The organism is Burkholderia sp. MS455 (assembly GCF_016899445.1).
GTDB classification, from domain to species: Bacteria; Pseudomonadota; Gammaproteobacteria; order Burkholderiales; family Burkholderiaceae; genus Burkholderia; species Burkholderia pyrrocinia_C.
On the sequence record NZ_CP041779.1, the window covers coordinates 2825592 to 2843709 of the forward strand.

Consider the following 18118-nt stretch of genomic DNA (forward strand, 5'->3'; position numbering starts at 1 on the left):
ACCGCTCGCGGCTTTTTGATCGGCCCGCCACGCGTTTTTCTCGCATGCCACAATGCAATGCGATTCGTCCGATGGAACCGTCCCGATGCCGCCCACCGCAGCCCTGCGCCGCCTGCTGACCCTCTATGCCGGCCTGATCGCCGCGAACGTCGCCGTCTGGCTGTGGGCGCTCGCGGTGCTGCGCGACCATCCGTTGCTGCTCGGCACCGCGGCGATCGCGTACGGGCTCGGGTTGCGTCATGCGGTCGACGCCGATCACATCGCCGCGATCGACGTCGCGACGCGCAAGCTGATGCAGGACGGCCAGCGTCCGGTGAGCGTCGGGCTGTTCTTCTCGCTCGGCCATTCGACGATCGTGATCGCCGCGACGCTCGGCATCGCGCTGACCGCGTTCGCGCTGCGCGACAGGTTCGACGCGTTTCGCGAGATCGGCGGCACGATCGGCACGGCGGTATCGGCCACCTTCCTGCTCGTGCTCGCGTGCGTGAACCTGATGATCCTGCGCGACGTGTGGCGGCGTTATCGCGGCGCGCCGGAGCACGCGCACGGCGCCCCGCACGTGCACCGCCCGGCCGGACTCGTGTCGCGGCTGCTGCGCCCGCTGTTCCGGTTCGTGTCGAAGAGCTGGCACATGTATCCGGTCGGCGTGCTGTTCGGGCTAGGTTTCGATACTGCAACCGAAATCGGCCTGCTCGCGATTGCCGCCGCACAGGCGAGCCAGGGGTTGCCGGTCTATACGGTCATGCTGTTTCCCGCCTTGTTCACCGCCGGCATGACGCTGATCGACTCGACCGACAACGTGCTGATGATTCATGCGTACGGCTGGGCGATGGACGATCCGCAGCGCAAGCTGCTCTACAACGCGAGCATCACGTTCGTGTCGGCGGCCGTCGCGCTTGCGATCGGCGGGATCGAGGCGGCCGGCCTGCTCGCCGACAAGCTGTCGCTGACGGGCCCCGTGCGCGACGCGCTCGATGCGCTCGGCGAACGCTTCGGCTCGATCGGCTACGGCATCGTCGCGCTGTTCCTCGTCTGCTGGATCGCATCGATCCTGTTCCACCGCTGGCAGCGCGCGGCCGACGCGCCGGCGCGCTGAGCATCGTTCAGACGTTTCATTTCGGATACAAAACTCCCGCAACGACGTTGCATGCGCCGTCGCATGCATGCGCGCGCCTTGCGCCACGGGCGTAAGCGGCCGCTGGCACGAATCTCGCAGATAGAGCTTCGCACGGCGGGCCCGCGTGCCGATTCGCGTTCGCGGCTGGCTTCAAGGGCCAGCCCGAAGGCAATCGGCCACCGATAGGACAACGAATCTTTATTGGCCCCCTGCACCACACGTAGATAGCCGCGCGGCGACGAGGCTTCGCGCGCATTGGGAGGCCATAATGATGAAGACAAAACAGCCGTTCCGCGCGGCGGGACGGTGCTATCGCGCGACCTTGATGGCCGCAGCCGCGTTTGCGTGCTGCTGCTCGTATGCAGTCGCGCAGAACTCGGTGCCTGACTCCGCGCCCGACGCGGTCGCCAACGCCGACACCGTCATGATGCTGGTCGACGACGCTTCGTCGTGCGCAGCCAATCCGGCTGCATGCGCGGTGCATGTCTTTGCCGGCGGTGGCATCGGCGGTCACGGTGCCGGCGCGAACGGCAGTGGCGGCAACCCCGGCGGCGGCAGCGGGAGCGGCGGAAATAACGGAAACGGCGCTGTCGGACCTGCTGGTGTCGGCGGAGCGACAGGTGCAACGTCCGGCGGTACGAACGGCACGGGCCGCGGAGGCAATGCATCCGGCAACAGTGGTTCGGGTGGCAGTACTTCCGGTGGCGGCACTTCGGGTGGCGGCACTTCGGGCGGCGGCACTTCGGGCGGCGGCACTTCGGGCGGCGGTACTTCCGGCGGCGGTACTTCCGGCGGCGGTACTTCGGGCGGCGGCACTTCGGGCGGCGGTACTTCCGGTGGCGGCACTTCAGGTGGCGGTACTTCCGGTGGCGGTACTTCGGGTGGCGGCACTTCGGGTGGTGGTACTTCGGGTGGTGGTACTTCGGGTGGCGGCACTTCGGGTGGTGGTACTTCGGGTGGTGGTACTTCGGGTGGTGGTACTTCGGGTGGCGGAGGCCATGGCGGACATGGTGGCCATGGCGGCGGTGACGGAGGTGGCCAAGGCAATGGCGGTGGCCACGGCAATGGCGGTGGCCACGGCAACGGTGGTGGCCATGGCGACGGTGGCGGCCATGGCGACGGTGGCGGCAACGGTGGTCACGGCAATGGCGGTGGTAACGGCAGTGGCGGCTCGGGTAACGGGGGCGGTAACGGCAATGGCGCCGGCGGCAACGGTGGTCACGGCAATGGCGGGGGCACCGGCAGTGGCGGCTCGGGTAACGGTGGCGGTAACGGCAGTGGCGCCGGCGGCAACGGTGGTCACGGCAATGGCGGGGGCACCGGCAGTGGTGGCTCGGGTAACGGTGGCGGTAACGGCAGCGGCGCCGGCGGCAACGGCGGCCACGGCAATGGCGGGGGCACCGGCAGTGGCGGCTCGGGTAACGGTGGCGGCAACGGCAGCGGCGCCGGCGGCAACGGTGGCCACGGCAATGGCGGGGGCACCGGCAGTGGCGGCTCGGGTAACGGTGGCGGCAACGGCAGTGGCGCCGGCGGCAACGGCGGTCACGGCAATGGCGGAGGCAATGGCAACGGCAACGGCAGTGGTGGCGCCGGCAATGGCGGTGCCAACGGTGTCGGCAATGGCGGCCACGGCAGCGGCGGATCGTCCGGAGGCAACCACTGACCGGAAGCGTTGCCCGGCCGGGTGCCGTCAGAGCATCTCGAGCGCGCGCTTGGTACGCGGCGCACGGAAGTACGCGTCAAGCTGCGCGCGCTCGTCATCGCTCAACACGAAATCGAGCGCGGCACGGTTGTCGCGCACATGTTCGATCCGCGACGCCTTCGGAATCGCGAATACGCCCGGCTGCGCGAGCACCCATGCCAGCGCGACGCGCATCACCGACACGCCGCGCTGCCGCGCGATCTCGTCGAGCGGCGAGCGCTTCGGCAACCGTCCGTGATCGACCGGGCTGTACGCCATCGCCGGCATCCGGTGTTCGGCAAGCCACGGCAGCAGGTCGAATTCCGGGCCGCGCCGCGCGATGTTGTAGAGGATCTGGTTGGTCGCGCACGCGTCGCCGCCCGCGTCGTCGACGAGCTCGGCCATGTCGGCGGTATCAAAGTTGCTCACCCCCCAGTGACGGATCTTGCCCGCGCGTCGCAGCGCCTCGAATCCCTCGACCGTCTCCTCGAGCGGCACCGAGCCACGCCAGTGCAGCAGGTACAGGTCGAGGCGATCGGTACGCAGGCGCTTGAGGCTCGCATCGCACGCGGCGACGACGCCGCGCCGGCTCGCATGGTGCGGGTAGACCTTGCTGACGAGGAACACGTCGTCGCGCAGGCCGGCGAGCGCCTCGCCGACGAGCGACTCGGTCGCGCCTTCGCCGTACATCTCGGCGGTGTCGACCAGCGTCATCCCGAGTTCGACGCCTTCGCGCAGCGCGGCGATCTCGTCCGCGCGGCGGGCCGGCCGCTCGCCCATTTCCCAGGTGCCCTGGCCGAGCTTCGGAATCGTCTCGCCGTCGGGCAGGACGACCGTGGAGATCGTGTCTGTCATGCGCTCCTCGCTGCGAATTCATGGCCGCGCACCGCGGCCGAAGCATGGAATACGACGCATCAGTGTAGTCAATCGGCGCGACACCGGCCTATCGCACGGCAAAAACCGGTTATAACGGCGCCGCATGATGACTTAGAATGGCCGCAATCTGATCGATACCCATTCCATGAAGGCACCCACGGACGACCGCTGGCAGGACCTGCGCCCCGACCCCGACAACGACACGCCGCTCTACCTGCAGCTCGCCCGCAAGCTCGGCGACGCGATCCACGACAACCGCTGGACGGCCGGCGAGGCGCTGCCGTCCGAGCGCGTGCTGTCCGATGCGCTCGGCGTGTCGCGCATCACCGCACGCAAGGCGATCGCGCTGCTCGTCGAGCAGGGCCTGATCCGACGCACGCAGGGCGCAGGCAACTTCATCCAGCCGCGCTACGAGGATCCGCTGTCGCGACTGTCGAGCTTCAGCGAAATGCTCGAGCGTCGCGGCTTCAAGCCGAGCTCGCAATGGATCGCGCGCGAGATCCAGCCCGCGAACCGCGACGAGGTGATCCAGCTCGGACTGTCGCCAGCCGCGTCGGTTACGCGCCTGAAACGCCTGCGCCTCGCCGACGGTATCGTGATGGCCGTCGAGAACTCGACGTTCCCCGCGACGCTGATTCCCGATCCGCAGGCGATCGGCGGTTCGCTGTACAGCTATCTCGAAGCGCGCGGCACGCCGATCGTGCGCGCGCTGCAGCATTTCCGCGCGGTCAACGCGACCGACGAGATCGCCGAACAGATGGGCATCGCGCCGCACGACGCGCTGCTGCTGATCACGCGGATCGGCTATACGTCGGACCAGCGCGCGATCGAGTTGACCGATACCTACTGCCGCAACGACTACTACGACTTCGTCGTCGAGCTGCGCAAGTAACGCAAGCCGCGCCGCCGGCGCTCACAGCCAGCTCGCATCGTCGGTGCCGAGCGGCACGGGCGGCCGCGTGAACGACGGCGGCGTCGCCGACAACCGCTCGGCCGGCCGCACGGCATCGATCGTGCCGAACGGCGATGCGATGCGATCGATCCGGTCACGCACGTCGGCAGCCGCGAGATCGGGCGCCTGCAGGCCGTCCGGCACGGCGCCGAACGACTGCAGCCAGCGCCCCGTCTGCGCGAGCGACAGCCGCACGTGCCAGCTTCCCCCTTCGCGCGCCCGGCGCGCAAGCGCGATCATCGCGCCGAACGCCGCGAGATAACCCGTCGCATGATCGAGCGCCTGGCACGGCAGATGGCGCGGTTGGTTCGCGTGCGCGGCCTGCTGCTCCTGCCACGCGATCCCGCTCGCCGACTGCACGAGGCTGTCGAAACCGCGCCGCTTCGCCCATGGCCCCGCGTGCCCGTATGCGGACACCGACACGCACACGATGCCGGGCCGCAACTCCGCCAGCGCCTGCGGTGCGAAACCGCGCGCCGCGAGCGCGCCGGGCCGGTACGACTGCAGGAACACATCCGCGTCGCACGCGAGTGCGTGCAGCGCATCGACGCCAGCCGCATCGCGCAGGTCGATCCACGTCGAACGCTTGCCGCGCCCGTTGTCGATCACGAGCGGCGCGATGTTCGGCAGGTGCGGACCGTTGACGAGCAGCGTCTGCGCGCCGTGCGACGCCAGCGTGCGGCCCGCGACCGGCCCCGCGATGATGCGCGTGAGATCGAGCACGCGCACGCCGGCGAGCGGCTGGCCGGCTTCGCCGCGGCCGATCGGCTCGACCGGCGCGTCGGCGATCCGCTCGATCTCGAACAGCGGCAGCGACGCAATCGCGCGCGCCTGCTCGTGCGCCGCCCATTCATCAGGTGTTCTGATCAATGCCGCGCACAGGCCGGCCTCGGCCAGCGCGGTATCGAGCGCCGCGCCATCCCACGTGCGGATCGCCGCGGCGACGTCGGCCGGCTGCGCGCCGCAACCGAGCACGTCGAGGATCCCGTGCAGGTGATGCGGAAAATTCGCGTGCAACTGGATCCAGCGCCCGTCCCGCGTCTCAAAGAAGCCCGTCACCGGGTGACGCAACTCCGGCGGCGGACCGTCGTCCACGCGCAGGTAGCGTTCGCTGCGGAACGCGACGAGCGCGTCGCGCACCGACACGTCGACGGATTGCGCGACGCCGGTGCGAAGCCGGTGGCATTCGGCCGCCGCGAGCCCGGCGGCTGCGATCGTCGCCGCGGCGAGCGTGCCGACATGGAACGTCGACGGCAGCGTCGGGTCCCGGCCCGTCACGGTCGCGCGAGCCAGCGCGTCGCGGTCGCCGTGCGCGAGTTGCCACAGATGGGTCAATGCGAGTTCGGGTGTCATGGTGAAGTGAGCGCCTCAGCGTCGGAGGGGAGACGAAATCGAGTCTAGAATTCGCGACAGGCGCAATCAATCTTGATTGCACGAATCAATACATAACGAATAGTTGTAGCCGGGCAGCGCTTCATGCGCCCCGACAGGAGCGACCGGCATGACATCCCTCAGCGCGCAGGAAGCCGCCGGCACCCTCGGTGTCAGCGTGAGCACGCTCTATGCGTATGTGAGCCGCGGGCTGCTGCGCTCGCTGCCCGACGGCGCGACCAAGCGCCGCCGCTACGACGCGGACGAGGTGCGCCTGCTCGCGCGCCGCCGCGCCGACGCGAAACGCGCGGGCGGCGTCGCCGAGCGGTCGCTCGACTGGGGCGTGCCGGTGCTCGAATCGCGGATCACGCAGATCGCCGACGGCCGCCTGCGCTACCGCGGCGCCGATGCGATCACGCTTGCCGACGAGGCGACGCTGGAACAGACGGCCGCCAGGCTCTGGGACTGTCCGCCCGCGCGGCTTGACGCCGCGTCGCTCGCGTCGACCGGTTTCGACGCCGCGCAGTGGGACGACTGGGCGCGCCGCTGGGCGCATCTCGCGCCACTCGAACGCACGCTGGTGCTGCTGCCTGCCGCGGCGGCGACGCTGCCGCGCCTGTGGGCGCAGGGGCGCGATGCGCAGCTCGATTCGGCCGCACTGCTGCTGCGCGTCGCGACGGCCGCGCTCGCCGGCATCGCGCCGGGCGACGCGCCCGTGCACCGGCAGCTCGCTGCCGCATGGCGCGTGCGACGGCGCGACGAAGCCGACCTGCTGCGCCGCGCGCTCGTGCTGTGCGCCGATCACGAACTGAATCCGTCGACCTTTGCGGTGCGCTGCATCGCGTCGACCGGCACTCACCTGTTCGGCGCGATCGCGGGCGGGCTCGCGGCGCTGTCGGGCCCGCGTCACGGCGGCGAGACGTTCCGCGCGGGCGCGCTGCTCGACGAAGCAGCCCGCGCCGCCGACCTCGATCGCTACCTTGCGCTGCGGCTGGCGCACGACGAACGCGCGGACGGCGGCCGCACGGCACTGTCCGGTTTCGCGCACCCGCTCTATCCCGACGGCGATCCGCGCGCGCTGGCGCTGCTCGACGCACTGCACGCGGCGGTACCCGACCGACCGGCGCTGCACATGGCGCGCGCGCTCGCCGCACGCGTCGAAGCGGCGACGGGCCTGCGGCCGGCAATCGATTTCGCGCTCGCGGTGCTGGAGCGCACGCTCGCGCTGCCGGACGGCGCGGCGTTCACGCTGTTCGCGGCCGGCCGCACGGCCGGCTGGATCGCCCATGCGCTCGAACAATATGCGGACGGCAAGCTGATCCGGCCCCGGGCGCGCTACGTCGGCAGCGACGCGGCCGCGTGACGACGGCCGTCGCGCCACGCGACGAGCGGCCGCCACCACGCCTGCGCGGCGCGCACGGCCGGCACCGCGAGCGGACCGAACGCGAACGTCGCGCCGTGCGGCCCCGCGCTGACCCACACGCGCATGCCGGACATCAACGTCAGCGAATCGCCGGCAGCGAGCCAGTGGTCGTCGGGGCGGCCCTCGACGGTCACCCAGACGTCGCCTTCGGCCACCTCGAGTACGGTGCGATCGACGATCCGCCACCGTCCGGCCGGCTCGTCACCGTCCATCACGTAGAGTCGCAGTTCGCGCATGGCAGCCTCCTGGTCGCACGGGTTCGATGGCACCAGTATTTCGGACAGTGACAGCACACGGACAGATACGGCGGCAGACACTTTCGGCTGAACTGTACTGGTCAATCGACGGGGACGGGCATCCGCCAGCCGGACTTCGCGTTGCACCGAACCTGCACGGCACGGCGGCTTTCCCTACAATGGCGGCTGTCCCGCGCCACCGCCATGCCTTCATGTTCCAAAGCCCGCCCGCCGCCGCTCCCGGCGAAAAGAACCTCACCGTGATGCTGTGGCTCGTTGCGACGGGCTTCTTCATGCAGACGCTCGATGCGACGATCGTCAACACGGCGCTGCCGTCGATGGCCGCGAGCCTCGGCGAATCGCCGCTGCGGATGCAGTCGGTCGTGATCGCGTACTCGCTGACGATGGCGGTGATGATCCCCGTGTCGGGCTGGCTCGCCGACACGTTCGGCACGCGGCGCGTGTTCTTCAGCGCAATCCTGGTGTTCTCGCTAGGCTCGCTGCTGTGCGCGAACGCGCATACGCTGACGCAGCTCGTCGCGTTCCGCGTCGTGCAGGGGGTCGGCGGCGCGATGCTGCTGCCGGTCGGGCGGCTCGCGGTGCTGCGCACCTTTCCGGCCGAACGCTACCTGTCCGCGCTGTCGTTCGTCGCGATTCCCGGCCTGATCGGCCCGCTGATCGGGCCGACGCTCGGCGGCTGGCTCGTGAAGATCGCGTCGTGGCACTGGATCTTCCTGATCAACGTGCCGGTCGGCGTCGCGGGCTGCATCGCGACCTTCTATTCGATGCCCGATTCGCGCAACCCGGCCGTCGGCCGCTTCGACCTGAAGGGCTATCTGCTGCTGACGATCGGCATGGTCGCGATCTCGCTGTCGCTCGACGGGCTCGCCGATCTCGGCATGCAGCACGCAGCCGTGCTCGTGCTGCTGATCCTGAGCCTCGCGTGCTTCGTCGCGTACGGGCTGTACGCGGTGCGCGCGCCGCAACCGATCTTCTCGCTCGAACTGTTCAGGATCCACACGTTCAGCGTCGGGCTGCTCGGCAACCTGTTCGCGCGGATCGGCAGCGGCGCGATGCCGTACCTGATCCCGCTGCTGCTGCAGGTGAGCCTCGGCTACTCGGCGTTCGAGGCCGGGCTGATGATGCTGCCGGTCGCGGCGGCCGGGATGTTCTCGAAGCGGATCATCACGCGCCTGATCACGCAGCACGGCTACCGCAAGGTGCTGCTTGCGAACACGATCATGGTCGGCGTGATGATGGCGAGCTTCGCGCTGATGCGCGACACGGTGCCCGTATGGGTGAAGGTCGTGCATCTCGCGCTGTTCGGCGGCTTCAACTCGATGCAGTTCACCGCGATGAACACGCTGACACTGAAGGATCTCGGCACGGGCGGCGCGAGCAGCGGCAACAGCCTGTTCTCGCTCGTGCAGATGCTGTCGATGAGCCTCGGCGTTACGGTCGCCGGCGCGTTGCTCGCAACGTTCACCGGCATGCTGCGCACCGTGACGCCGAGCAACACGCTGCCGGCGTTCCATGCGACGTTCGTCTGCGTCGGGATCATCACGGCCGCGTCCGCGTGGATCTTCGCGCAGCTCGCGCCCGAGATCCGCAGCACCGCGCGCAAGACCGACCCGTCCGAGCGCGCGTGACGCGCGGCGCGCGCCGTTTCGGGCACCGCACCGTCACCGCGCGCACCATCGCGGTGCAGCTCGCCCCTGCGATGCGCGCTGCGATATCCCGTCCACCGGCCGCGACAGGCCGCCGCATGAGGCGCGATGCCGTGCACGCTTCTTGCTCGCCTATTCTCTAGGTAAACTGGCAGTCTTCCTTCGGCCGACATCATGAGCATGATCGAAATCGATCCCCCCGGCTTTCAGCCGCCCCGCCCCGTCGCCGGCGACGACGGGAACCGGCGCACCGTGCTGTACGGCGGCTACACCGTGTTCAGCGTGTTCCAGCCCGTTTTCTCGGTGTCGCACCGCCGCGCGATCGGCTATCACGCATCGCTGCGCGCGCACGACGAGGAAAGCCGCCAGGTGGCATCGCACGAGGTGTTCACGCAGGCGGCACGGCGCGGCGACCTGCTCGAACTCGGCCGGCTCGCCGAATCGCTGCATCTCGGCAATTTCCACGCGTTCGACAGTCACGACGAATGGCTTTTCCTGAGCCTGCATCCGGCCGCGCTGATGGACACCGTCTACGGCGACGCGCTGCTCGCGAACCTGAAGGCGCTCGGGCTGCCGCCGCACCGCGTGGTGCTCGAGGTGCCCGAGCAGGCGGGCGGCGAGACGCCGCGCTACGCGGCGATCGTCGACGGGCTGCGCAAGGCCGGCTTCCTGATCGCGCTCGGCGGGTTCGGCGCGAAGCATTCGAACATCGACCGCGTGTGGCACCTGCATCCCGATATCGTCACGCTCGACCGCGGCATCCTCGCGCAGGCGAGCGAACACTCGCATCTCGAACGCGTGCTGCCGGGGCTCGTGTCGCTGCTGCACGAATCCGGCCAGCTCGTGCTGATGGGCGGCCTCGCGACCGAGCGCGACGCGCTGATCGCACTCGAGTGCAACGTCGATTTCGTGCAGGGCCAGTACTTCGCGGGACCGAGCGTCGACCCCGTGCAACCGCAGGCTGCGGCGGGCTGCATGGATACGCTGTCGGCCGCGCTGCGGCTGCGCGTCGCGCAACGCGAGCGTACGCAGGCAGAACGGCTCGCACCGTATGTCGCCGCGCTCGAGGAAGCGAGCCGGAAGCTCGCTGCGGGCGAATCGCTCACCGATGCCGCCGCCGCCGTGCTCGGGCTGCCCGAGACCGCGCGCTGCTTCCTGCTCGACGCATCGGGGCGCCAGATCGGCGACAACGTGCTCGCGCGCGGCAGCGTGTCGCAGCGCGCCAAGCGCTTCCGGCCACTGCTGCATTCCGAAGGCGCGAGCTGGGAGCGCCGCCCGTACTTCATCGACGCGATGCGCGCGCCGGGCCGTGTGCATCTGACGCCGCCCTACCTGTCGATCAACGAGGCGCACCTGTGCGTGACCGCATCGGTCGCCGCACCCGCCGCGGCCGGCATGCAGGTGCTCTGCGTCGACATCAACTGGGAAGCGGCGCTCAACCGCGAGTGAACGCGACCGCGCGCCGCCTTCACGCGGCGGCGGCCGCCTTGCGCACGATCAGCCGGTGTACGCGTTTGCCGGACGACGCGCTGACGACCTCGTGCTCGTCGATCACGTGCATGCCGGCGCCGAGCGCCGCGTGCATCCGCGCCGAATCGAGCGGCGTATAGAGGCGGCCGCGCTCGTCGCGCAGCGCGCCGTTTCCGGCCACCCGCCAGCTCAGGTACAACGTGCCGCCCGGCATCAGGAGATCGACCAGCCGTGCGGCGGCCGCCGCCGCGTCTGCCTGTTCGAGGTGCATGACGACCGTCTCGCACAGCACGTTGCGAAACGCGCCGGACGGCACGCCGGCCAGCGCCGGCAGTGCGGCCAGCTCGAAGCTCAGGTCGGGATGGCGCCGCCGCGCCTCGTCGAGCAGCGCGGCACTCGCATCGTAGCCGCGCACGTCGAAGCCGCGCGAAGCGAGCCAGGCCGTGTCGCGCCCCGCTCCGCAGCCGACGTCCGCGGTCGGCCCCGGCGAGAAATGCTGTTCGAGCAGCGCGTACATGTCGTCGGGCGCGGCCTGGTCGAGCCAGTCCTGCGCATATTGCGCGGCATGGGCATCGTAGGCGTCGAGAGTCGGGCGATCCACCATGGCGATTGCTCCGCATAGGCGTCGTATGACGCACCCCGCATCTTAGCCGTTGCGCCCCGCCTGTGGCGTCGCGCGCGGCCCACGCAACGATGGCGCTAAGCCGGCCCTACGCGGCTCGCACTTCGCGCGCGAGCGGATCGAGTCAGACATGCGAGTGTGCGCCGCCGTGCACGGGCCCGGCCCGCCGCTCGACTTCGCGGCGCACGTCGCCGCGCAGCCCCGCGAAGAACGCGACTTCGGCAACGACGAACAGCGGCCCGACCATCAGGCCGACCAGATCGTCGACGAATGCGGGCTTGCGCCCTTCGAACCAGTGCCCGACGAACTGCACGATCCAGCCGACGACGAACGCACCGATGCCGATGCCGAGCCATTGCGCGGTCGGCAGCCGCGCAAGCGCCTGCGCGGCCCACAGGCCGAGCGCGAACAACGCCGTCATCACGATCCCGAACCGCAGGTCGAGACGCAGGTAGAACACCGCGAACGCGACGGCGAGCAGCAGCGCCGGCGACAGCGCGATGCCGGCCGGCATGCCGATCGCCGGCCGCGACAGCAGCACCTCGACCGCGAACACGATCATCGGAATGCCGACCAGATGCGTCGCGATGTTGCGCGCGTCGCGATGGTAGGCCGCATACTGGGAAAGATGGTCTTCGAGCGTCTTCATCCGCGTCTCCTCGTCGGTCGTTGAGCGCTATGATGCGCGTCACGCCCGAGAACCTCTGTCAACTACCCGACATCGCGTGCCCATGCCTTCGTCGCTCGCCCCCTACGTGCCGCAGATCGAAGCGAACCCGTGGTTCGCCGCGCTGCCGCCCGCGTTGCGCGCGGACCTGCTCGCCCGTGCGGCGCTGCGCCGCCTGCCGGCCGGCCACGCGCTGTTCCGGCGCGGCGACCCGCCGTGCGGGCTGTACGCGGTACTGGCCGGTTCACTCACGATAGGTGCGGTCGACCCGCAGGGCAAGGAAGCGCTGCTGACGGTCGCCGAGCCCGTCACGTGGTTCGGCGAAATCGCGCTGTTCGACGGCCAGCCGCGCACGCACGACGCGATCGCGCTCGACGACGCGCTGCTGCTGCACGTGCCGCAGGCCGCGCTGCTCGCGATGCTCGACGCGACGCCGCAATACTGGCGGCAGTTCGCGCTGCTGATGGCGCAGAAGCTGCGCCTGAGCTTCCTCACCGTCGAATCGATGAGCGTGATGCCGGCCGCGCAACGGCTCGCCGCGCGCCTGCTGATGATCGCCGAAGGCTACGGCGGCATCAGCGCCACGCGTACGCGCGTGCGGCTGTCGCAGGAAACGCTCGCGTCGATGCTGTCGCTGACGCGGCAGACCACCAACCAGCTGCTGAAGGCGCTGCAGGCCGACGGTGTCGTGCGGCTGCATGTCGGCGAGATCGAGCTCGTCGACATCGACGCGCTGCGTCGCGCGAGCGGGCTGGGCGACGATACGCCCTGAACGTCGCGCAACGGCCGCCACGCGACACCCCGCCGTCGCCGCGTTGCGCTATCGTGTCGGCTCGCTCCGCCCATCCCTCGCCCCGTCTTGAACACATCGACCGCCTCCGCCCCCTCCCGCCATCCATGGCCCGTGTTCGCCGCATTCCTGCGGCTCGGCCTCACGTCGTTCGGCGGCCCGGTCGCGCATCTCGGCTACTTCCGCGCCGAATTCGTCACGCGGCGCGGCTGGCTCACCGAGCGCACGTATGCGGATCTCGTCGGGCTGTGCCAGTTCCTGCCGGGGCCCGCGAGCAGCCAGGTCGGGATGGCGATCGGCCTCGCGCGCGCCGGCTATGCGGGAATGTTCGCCGCATGGCTCGGCTTCACGCTGCCGTCGGCGCTGCTGATGATGCTGTTTGCGCTCGGCGTTCACGCGACGGGTGCGCCGATCGAAGCCGGCGCGCTGCACGGGCTGCGCATCGTGTCGGTCGCGGTGATCGCGCAAGCCGTCTGGGGCATGGCGCGCACGCTGTGCCCGGACGCGCGCCGCGTCACGCTGATGGCCGCGGCCGCGTGCGTCGCGCTGCTCGCGCCGGCCGCGTGGACGCAGATTGCGGTGATCGTCGCGGCCGGTGCGGCCGGTCTCGTCCTGCTGCCGCAGCCGGCGCGCGACGCCCACGAGCCGTTGCCGCTGCACGTATCGCACCGCGCGGGCGTGCTGTGGCTCGCGCTGTTCGCGGCGCTGCTCGTCGCGCTGCCGTTCGCGGCACGCGTGCTCCAGTCCGATACGCTTGCCGTCGTCGATGCATTCTTCCGCACGGGCGCACTCGTGTTCGGCGGCGGGCACGTGGTGCTGCCGCTGCTGCAGGCGGCCGTGGTCGCGCCCGGCTGGGTCGGCGATTCGGCGTTCCTCGCCGGCTACGGGCTCGCGCAGGCCGTGCCGGGGCCGCTGTTCACGTTCGCGGCATTCCTCGGCGCTTCGCTGCGCGACGCACCGAACGGCTGGCTCGGCGGCACGATCGCGCTCGTCTCGATCTTCGCGCCGTCGTTCCTGCTCGTTGCCGGCACCGCACCGTTCTGGGAACGCCTGCGCCGCAGCACGCGCATGCAGGCCGCGCTCGCGGGCGTGAACGCGGCCGTCGTCGGGCTGCTGCTCGCCGCGCTCTATCACCCGGTCTGGACCGACACGATCGTGGCGCCGCGCGACCTGGCCGCCGCGCTCGTCGCGTTCGTCGCGCTGACGTTCTGGCGCGTGCCGCCGTGGGCTGTCGTGATCGCGAGCGCGGCGCTCGGCTGGGTGCTCGGCGTCGTCGGCTGATCCGGCAAGCGCGGCACGATCCTGCCGGGCAAAAAACAAAAAAGCCCTCGCAACGAGGGCTTTTCTACGGGGTGCTGCGCGCCGCTACGGCGCGCGACGCACCGGAGGACCTTACGCGAAATTCTTCGCTGCGAAGTCCCAGTTCACGATGTTCCAGAACGCTTCGACGAACTTCGGACGTGCGTTGCGGTAGTCGATGTAGTACGCGTGCTCCCACACGTCGATCGTCAGCAGTGCCTTGTCGGCGGTCGTCAGCGGCGTCGCTGCGTTGCTCGTCGACACGATGTCGAGCGAACCGTCGGCCTTCTTCACCAGCCATGCCCAGCCCGAACCGAACGTGCCGACTGCAGCCTTCGTGAACGCTTCCTTGAATGCGTCGTACGAACCCCACTTCGCGTTGATCGCATCGCCCAGCGCGCCCGTCGGTGCGCCGCCGCCGTTCGGCGACAGGCTGTTCCAGAAGAACGTGTGGTTCCAGATTTGCGCGGCGTTGTTGAAGATGCCGCCCGACGACTTCTTCACGATCTCTTCCAGCGACAGGTTTTCGAATTCCGTGCCCGGGATCAGATTGTTCAGGTTCGTCACATAAGCCTGATGGTGCTTGCCGTAGTGGTACTGGATCGTCTCGAGCGAAATGGTCGGCGCGAGTGCGTCTTCAGCGTACGGGAGCGGCGGGAGCGTATGAGCCATGGCGATTCCTTCGTTGAGTATGTAGGGGGGCTTGTGTTGAATGCTGCCGAGCGTCCGATTGTAGGCGAGGACGAATAACCCCGCAAACTCACGGGCCATTTATCCGCGGTATGCGGAAAAGCGACGTTTGCGCAACGTCCGGCAGGACGAACCGGCGGTGCGCAGTATCCGTTCCCGCGCGGGACGCATCCGTTGCGGGACCTTCGTTTCGCTTGCGCCGGTTACGTCAGATCGTATCGGTCAACCGCGGCTGCACGTCGGCGAGCGACACGTCGGCCGAGCCCTCGGCGAGATGCACGGTCAGGCGCCGCTGCGGCTTCAGCGCGCTCGGCGCGCGCACCGCGCGGCCCGTCTGCGCATCGATGAGCGCCGCATAGCCGCGCTCGAGCGTACGCTTCGGGCTCAGCACCTCGAGCCGCGCCGCACAGGCTGACACACGCGCCGTGTCGCGCTCGTGACGACGCTGCAATGCGAGCGCGAGACGTTGCGACAGCCCTGCGAGCGCCTGGCGCGCCTGTGACGGATCGGGCCGCGCGCGCTGCCAGCGCAACTGCGCGAGCGCGAAGCGCGCGCGTGCGTCGCGCACCGGCCGCGACGCCGCCGACGCGAGCCGCACCGCGAGCTGCTCGACATGCGTGCGCTGCCGCTGCAGCCGCTCGGCCGGGCTCACGAGCCGGCGCGCGAGCCAGTCGAGCTGCTGCGCACGCTGTTCGAGCCGACGTTCCATGCCGCGCGCGAGCGCACGCTGGCGGTCACCGACCTCGCGCAGCAGCAGCGCGCGCTGCGGGCTCGCGAGTTCGGCCGCGCCGGTCGGCGTCGGCGCGCGCACGTCGGCCGCGAAGTCCGCGATCGTGAAATCGGTTTCGTGCCCGACGCCGCTGACGATCGGCAGCTCGCTCGCCGCGATCGCGCGCGCCAGCGCCTCGTCGTTGAACGACCACAGATCCTCGATCGAGCCGCCGCCGCGGCAGACCAGCAGCACGTCGACCTCGCGCCGCGCATTCGCGGCCTCGACGGCCGCGACGAGCTTTTCGGCGGAACCGGCACCCTGCACGGGCGCCGGATAGACGATCACCGGAATGTGCGGCGCACGGCGTGCGAGCGTGGTCAGCACATCGCGCAGCGCGGCTGCCTGCAGCGACGTGACGATGCCGATCGCGCGCGGGTGGGCCGGCAGCGGCCGCTTGCGCTCGGGCGCGAAAAGCCCTTCGCCTTCGAGCTGCGCCTTCAGCCGGAGGAATGCCTCGTACAGGCGCCCCTGCCCAGTGCGCCGCACGGCCTCGACGTTGAGCTGCACTTCGCCGCGCGGCTCGTACATCGTGACGACCGCGCGAACCTCGATCCGGTCGCCTTCGCGCGGCGTGAATTCCGCGTATTGGGCGCGGCCGCGGAACATCACGCAGCGCATCTGCGCCTGCTGGTCCTTGATCGAGAAATACCAGTGGCCGCTCGCGGCGCGCGTGAAATTCGATACTTCGCCCGAAATCCACAGCAGCGGAAACGAACGCTCGAGCATCGTCGAAATCGCGCGATTGAGCGCCGAAACGGGAATCACTTCGTCGCCGCCGCGGGTTGCGCCGGGTGCAGCAAAAGGGGAGTCGGAAGGCATGGACGGTCGGATGAATGCTGGCGGCGACACGATAGTCCGACACACGCGCGGCGTCCAGCACTGAGCGCATGCGTCGCGGCGCTCGAAAGGTGTCCACATTCCGGCAATCGTCCGCCTAAAACGCTTGGAAACCGCGAAAAAAGCCAGACAATTCCCGATAACGCATTGATTTTTATATACTTTTAAACCTTTCGGAATGATTCTCATCCGATTCGATGCCCACCGGGCGGGCGTTTGAGGCCATCGACCGGGGAGTTCTTCACAGAGTTATCCACAGCCCGCCGCGATCCGGCCCCGCGGGCTGCGTCGGCCGGTCGCGCTTGCCGCGTCCGCATGCGGCGCGCTAGAGTGCCGCCTTCCGCAGACCCCGCGGCATGCGCCGCCCAACGGAGAATCCGCCTTGACGAATCCGTCCCACGCCGCGGCGCACGACGCGCCGCGCCCGGTCCGATGAGCGCGCCCGGCGGCCCGCTCGCCCGGCTCGAAGCGCGCCTGACACGCGAATGGCAGCGGCGCGGCGCGCTCGCGTGGGCGCTCACGCCGTTCGCATGCGTGTTCGGCCTGTGCGCGGCGCTGCGGCGCACCGCTTACGCACAAGGCTGGAAGCAGCCGGTCGACGTCGGCGTGCCCGTCGTCGTGGTCGGCAACGTGACCGTCGGCGGTACCGGCAAGACGCCGACCGTGATCGCACTCGTCGACGCGTTGCGCGCGGCCGGCTTCACGCCCGGCGTCGTGTCGCGCGGCTACGGCGCGAACGTGAAAGCGCCGACCGCCGTCACGCCCGCGTCGAGCGCGAGCGTGGGCGGCGACGAGCCGCTGCTGATCGCGCGCCGCACCGACGCGCCCGTCCGGGTGTGTCCCGACCGCGTGGCGGCCGCGCAGGCGCTGCGCGCCGCGCATCCGGACGTCGACGTGATCGTCAGCGACGACGGCCTGCAGCACTACCGCCTCGCACGCACGGTCGAGCTCGTCGTATTCGACCACCGGCTCGGCGGCAACGGCTTCCTGCTGCCGGCCGGCCCGCTGCGCGAGCCGCTGTCGCGGCACCGCGATGCAACGCTCGTCAACGATCCGTACAGCGGCGCGCTGCCGCCTTGGCCCGACACCTACGCGCTCGCGCTCACGCCGGGCGCCGCATGGCACCTCGACCAGCCCGCGCTGCGCCGCCCGCTGTCGCAGTTCGCGAACGAGCGCGTGCTCGCCGCGGCCGGCATCGGCGCGCCGGAACGCTTCTTCGCGACGCTGCGCGCGGCCGGTCTCGCGCCGGCGACGCGCGCGCTGCCCGACCACTACGCGTTCGCCGACAATCCGTTCGTCGACGATGCCGTCGATGCGATCCTGATCACCGAGAAGGATGCAGTAAAATTGGGCGCTTCCTGGCGCGACGCTCGACTCTGGGTCGTCCCTGTCGAAGCCGCGCTCGACCCTCGCCTCATTGCCCTCGTTGTGGAGAAACTCCGTGGACGCTCGCCTGCTTGAAATCCTTGTGTGCCCTATCTGCAAAGGCCCGCTCCACTATGACCGCGCCGCGCAGGAGCTGATCTGCAACGCGGACAAGCTCGCATACCCGATCCGCGACGGCATCCCCGTGATGCTCGTCGACGAAGCGCGCCAGACCGTCGAAGGCACGCCGGTCGACCCGGCCGGCCGCTAAACCGCCAGGCCG

General features: G+C 69.9%; 17 protein-coding genes. 10 read left to right on the top strand and 7 right to left on the bottom strand.

Annotation, left to right across the window (positions count from 1 at the left end; all coding sequences use genetic code 11):
• Positions 1 to 85 precede the first annotated feature (85 nt).
• Together FPJ27_RS32130 and FPJ27_RS36685 are read left to right on the top strand one after the other, a co-directional pair.
• The gene (locus FPJ27_RS32130; protein WP_204424261.1) at positions 86 to 1096 is read left to right on the top strand and encodes a HoxN/HupN/NixA family nickel/cobalt transporter; all 1011 of its coding nucleotides are present in this window, start codon (positions 86 to 88) and stop codon (positions 1094 to 1096) included.
• A 289-nt stretch (positions 1097 to 1385) separates the two neighbouring features.
• The gene (locus FPJ27_RS36685) at positions 1386 to 2780 is read left to right on the top strand and encodes a hypothetical protein (protein WP_239483343.1); all 1395 of its coding nucleotides are present in this window, start codon (positions 1386 to 1388) and stop codon (positions 2778 to 2780) included.
• A 27-nt stretch (positions 2781 to 2807) separates the two neighbouring features.
• Here FPJ27_RS36685 and FPJ27_RS32145 read toward each other — a convergent pair whose 3' ends face one another.
• Positions 2808 to 3653, bottom strand: coding sequence for an aldo/keto reductase (locus FPJ27_RS32145; protein WP_204424265.1), 846 nt, complete (start codon positions 3651 to 3653; stop codon positions 2808 to 2810).
• Between the two features lie 166 nt (positions 3654 to 3819).
• On the opposite strand from FPJ27_RS32145, the gene FPJ27_RS32150 reads away from it, so the two are divergent.
• Positions 3820 to 4566 (top strand): GntR family transcriptional regulator, encoded by a 747-nt coding sequence (locus tag FPJ27_RS32150; protein ID WP_069747238.1) that lies wholly within the window; start codon positions 3820 to 3822, stop codon positions 4564 to 4566.
• A 21-nt stretch (positions 4567 to 4587) separates the two neighbouring features.
• Here FPJ27_RS32150 and FPJ27_RS32155 read toward each other — a convergent pair whose 3' ends face one another.
• Complete coding sequence (locus tag FPJ27_RS32155) at positions 4588 to 5979, bottom strand: CoA transferase (RefSeq protein ID WP_204424267.1); 1392 nt, start codon at positions 5977 to 5979, stop codon at positions 4588 to 4590.
• A gap of 148 nt (positions 5980 to 6127) precedes the next feature.
• Here FPJ27_RS32155 and FPJ27_RS32160 point away from each other — a divergent pair, with 148 nt between their 5' ends.
• The gene (locus FPJ27_RS32160; protein ID WP_204424269.1) at positions 6128 to 7360 is read left to right on the top strand and encodes a citrate/2-methylcitrate synthase; all 1233 of its coding nucleotides are present in this window, start codon (positions 6128 to 6130) and stop codon (positions 7358 to 7360) included.
• On the opposite strand, the gene FPJ27_RS32165 is transcribed toward FPJ27_RS32160, so the two are convergent.
• A complete protein-coding gene (locus FPJ27_RS32165; protein ID WP_072442888.1) occupies positions 7333 to 7656 on the bottom strand; it encodes a DUF2917 domain-containing protein in 324 nt (107 codons plus the stop codon). The genes FPJ27_RS32160 and FPJ27_RS32165 overlap by 28 nt on opposite strands.
• Before the next feature lie 212 nt (positions 7657 to 7868).
• Between FPJ27_RS32165 and mdtD the strand changes: the two genes are divergently transcribed.
• Both mdtD and FPJ27_RS32175 read left to right on the top strand, forming a co-directional pair.
• A complete protein-coding gene (gene mdtD, locus FPJ27_RS32170; protein ID WP_175961898.1) occupies positions 7869 to 9305 on the top strand; it encodes a multidrug transporter subunit MdtD in 1437 nt (478 codons plus the stop codon).
• A 192-nt stretch (positions 9306 to 9497) separates the two neighbouring features.
• The gene (locus FPJ27_RS32175; protein WP_072442887.1) at positions 9498 to 10772 is read left to right on the top strand and encodes an EAL domain-containing protein; all 1275 of its coding nucleotides are present in this window, start codon (positions 9498 to 9500) and stop codon (positions 10770 to 10772) included.
• A 19-nt stretch (positions 10773 to 10791) separates the two neighbouring features.
• Here FPJ27_RS32175 and FPJ27_RS32180 read toward each other — a convergent pair whose 3' ends face one another.
• Both FPJ27_RS32180 and FPJ27_RS32185 read right to left on the bottom strand, forming a co-directional pair.
• Positions 10792 to 11397, bottom strand: coding sequence for a class I SAM-dependent methyltransferase (locus FPJ27_RS32180; RefSeq protein ID WP_204424271.1), 606 nt, complete (start codon positions 11395 to 11397; stop codon positions 10792 to 10794).
• A 142-nt stretch (positions 11398 to 11539) separates the two neighbouring features.
• Entirely contained in the window at positions 11540 to 12064 is a 525-nt protein-coding gene (locus FPJ27_RS32185; protein ID WP_204424273.1) for an Mpo1-like protein, read from the bottom strand.
• An 82-nt stretch (positions 12065 to 12146) separates the two neighbouring features.
• Between FPJ27_RS32185 and FPJ27_RS32190 the strand changes: the two genes are divergently transcribed.
• Both FPJ27_RS32190 and chrA read left to right on the top strand, forming a co-directional pair.
• The gene (locus FPJ27_RS32190) at positions 12147 to 12854 is read left to right on the top strand and encodes a Crp/Fnr family transcriptional regulator (protein WP_204424275.1); all 708 of its coding nucleotides are present in this window, start codon (positions 12147 to 12149) and stop codon (positions 12852 to 12854) included.
• An 87-nt stretch (positions 12855 to 12941) separates the two neighbouring features.
• A complete protein-coding gene (gene chrA, locus FPJ27_RS32195; RefSeq protein WP_204424277.1) occupies positions 12942 to 14153 on the top strand; it encodes a chromate efflux transporter in 1212 nt (403 codons plus the stop codon).
• Positions 14154 to 14264: 111 nt separating this feature from the next.
• On the opposite strand, the gene sodB is transcribed toward chrA, so the two are convergent.
• Positions 14265 to 14843 (bottom strand): superoxide dismutase [Fe], encoded by a 579-nt coding sequence (sodB, locus tag FPJ27_RS32200; protein WP_011352986.1) that lies wholly within the window; start codon positions 14841 to 14843, stop codon positions 14265 to 14267.
• Between the two features lie 226 nt (positions 14844 to 15069).
• Positions 15070 to 16452 carry an exodeoxyribonuclease VII large subunit gene (gene xseA, locus FPJ27_RS32205; protein ID WP_204424279.1) on the bottom strand — a complete coding sequence of 461 codons (1383 nt, stop codon included), beginning with the start codon at positions 16450 to 16452 and terminating at the stop codon, positions 15070 to 15072.
• A gap of 450 nt (positions 16453 to 16902) precedes the next feature.
• On the opposite strand from xseA, the gene lpxK reads away from it, so the two are divergent.
• Complete coding sequence (lpxK, locus tag FPJ27_RS32210; RefSeq protein WP_204424281.1) at positions 16903 to 17931, top strand: tetraacyldisaccharide 4'-kinase; 1029 nt, start codon at positions 16903 to 16905, stop codon at positions 17929 to 17931.
• Positions 17912 to 18106 (top strand): Trm112 family protein, encoded by a 195-nt coding sequence (locus tag FPJ27_RS32215; protein WP_010090898.1) that lies wholly within the window; start codon positions 17912 to 17914, stop codon positions 18104 to 18106. The genes lpxK and FPJ27_RS32215 overlap by 20 nt, the downstream gene beginning before the upstream one ends.
• The last annotated feature ends 12 nt before the right edge of the window (positions 18107 to 18118 follow it).

Excerpts from the sequence above, each read along its gene's own strand:
- FPJ27_RS36685 (WP_239483343.1), top strand. The coding sequence starts at position 1,386 with ATGATGAAGACAAAACAGCCGTTCCGCGCGGCGGGACGGTGCTATCGC.
- sodB (WP_011352986.1), bottom strand. The coding sequence starts at position 14,843 with ATGGCTCATACGCTCCCGCCGCTCCCGTACGCTGAAGACGCACTCGCG.
- FPJ27_RS32130 (WP_204424261.1), top strand. The coding sequence starts at position 86 with ATGCCGCCCACCGCAGCCCTGCGCCGCCTGCTGACCCTCTATGCCGGC.
- FPJ27_RS32155 (WP_204424267.1), bottom strand. The coding sequence starts at position 5,979 with ATGACACCCGAACTCGCATTGACCCATCTGTGGCAACTCGCGCACGGC.
- FPJ27_RS32180 (WP_204424271.1), bottom strand. The coding sequence starts at position 11,397 with ATGGTGGATCGCCCGACTCTCGACGCCTACGATGCCCATGCCGCGCAA.
- FPJ27_RS32150 (WP_069747238.1), top strand. The coding sequence starts at position 3,820 with ATGAAGGCACCCACGGACGACCGCTGGCAGGACCTGCGCCCCGACCCC.
- lpxK (WP_204424281.1), top strand. The coding sequence starts at position 16,903 with ATGAGCGCGCCCGGCGGCCCGCTCGCCCGGCTCGAAGCGCGCCTGACA.
- FPJ27_RS32160 (WP_204424269.1), top strand. The coding sequence starts at position 6,128 with ATGACATCCCTCAGCGCGCAGGAAGCCGCCGGCACCCTCGGTGTCAGC.
- xseA (WP_204424279.1), bottom strand. The coding sequence starts at position 16,452 with ATGCCTTCCGACTCCCCTTTTGCTGCACCCGGCGCAACCCGCGGCGGC.
- FPJ27_RS32175 (WP_072442887.1), top strand. The coding sequence starts at position 9,498 with ATGAGCATGATCGAAATCGATCCCCCCGGCTTTCAGCCGCCCCGCCCC.
- FPJ27_RS32165 (WP_072442888.1), bottom strand. The coding sequence starts at position 7,656 with ATGCGCGAACTGCGACTCTACGTGATGGACGGTGACGAGCCGGCCGGA.
- FPJ27_RS32190 (WP_204424275.1), top strand. The coding sequence starts at position 12,147 with ATGCCTTCGTCGCTCGCCCCCTACGTGCCGCAGATCGAAGCGAACCCG.
- FPJ27_RS32185 (WP_204424273.1), bottom strand. The coding sequence starts at position 12,064 with ATGAAGACGCTCGAAGACCATCTTTCCCAGTATGCGGCCTACCATCGC.
- mdtD (WP_175961898.1), top strand. The coding sequence starts at position 7,869 with ATGTTCCAAAGCCCGCCCGCCGCCGCTCCCGGCGAAAAGAACCTCACC.
- FPJ27_RS32145 (WP_204424265.1), bottom strand. The coding sequence starts at position 3,653 with ATGACAGACACGATCTCCACGGTCGTCCTGCCCGACGGCGAGACGATT.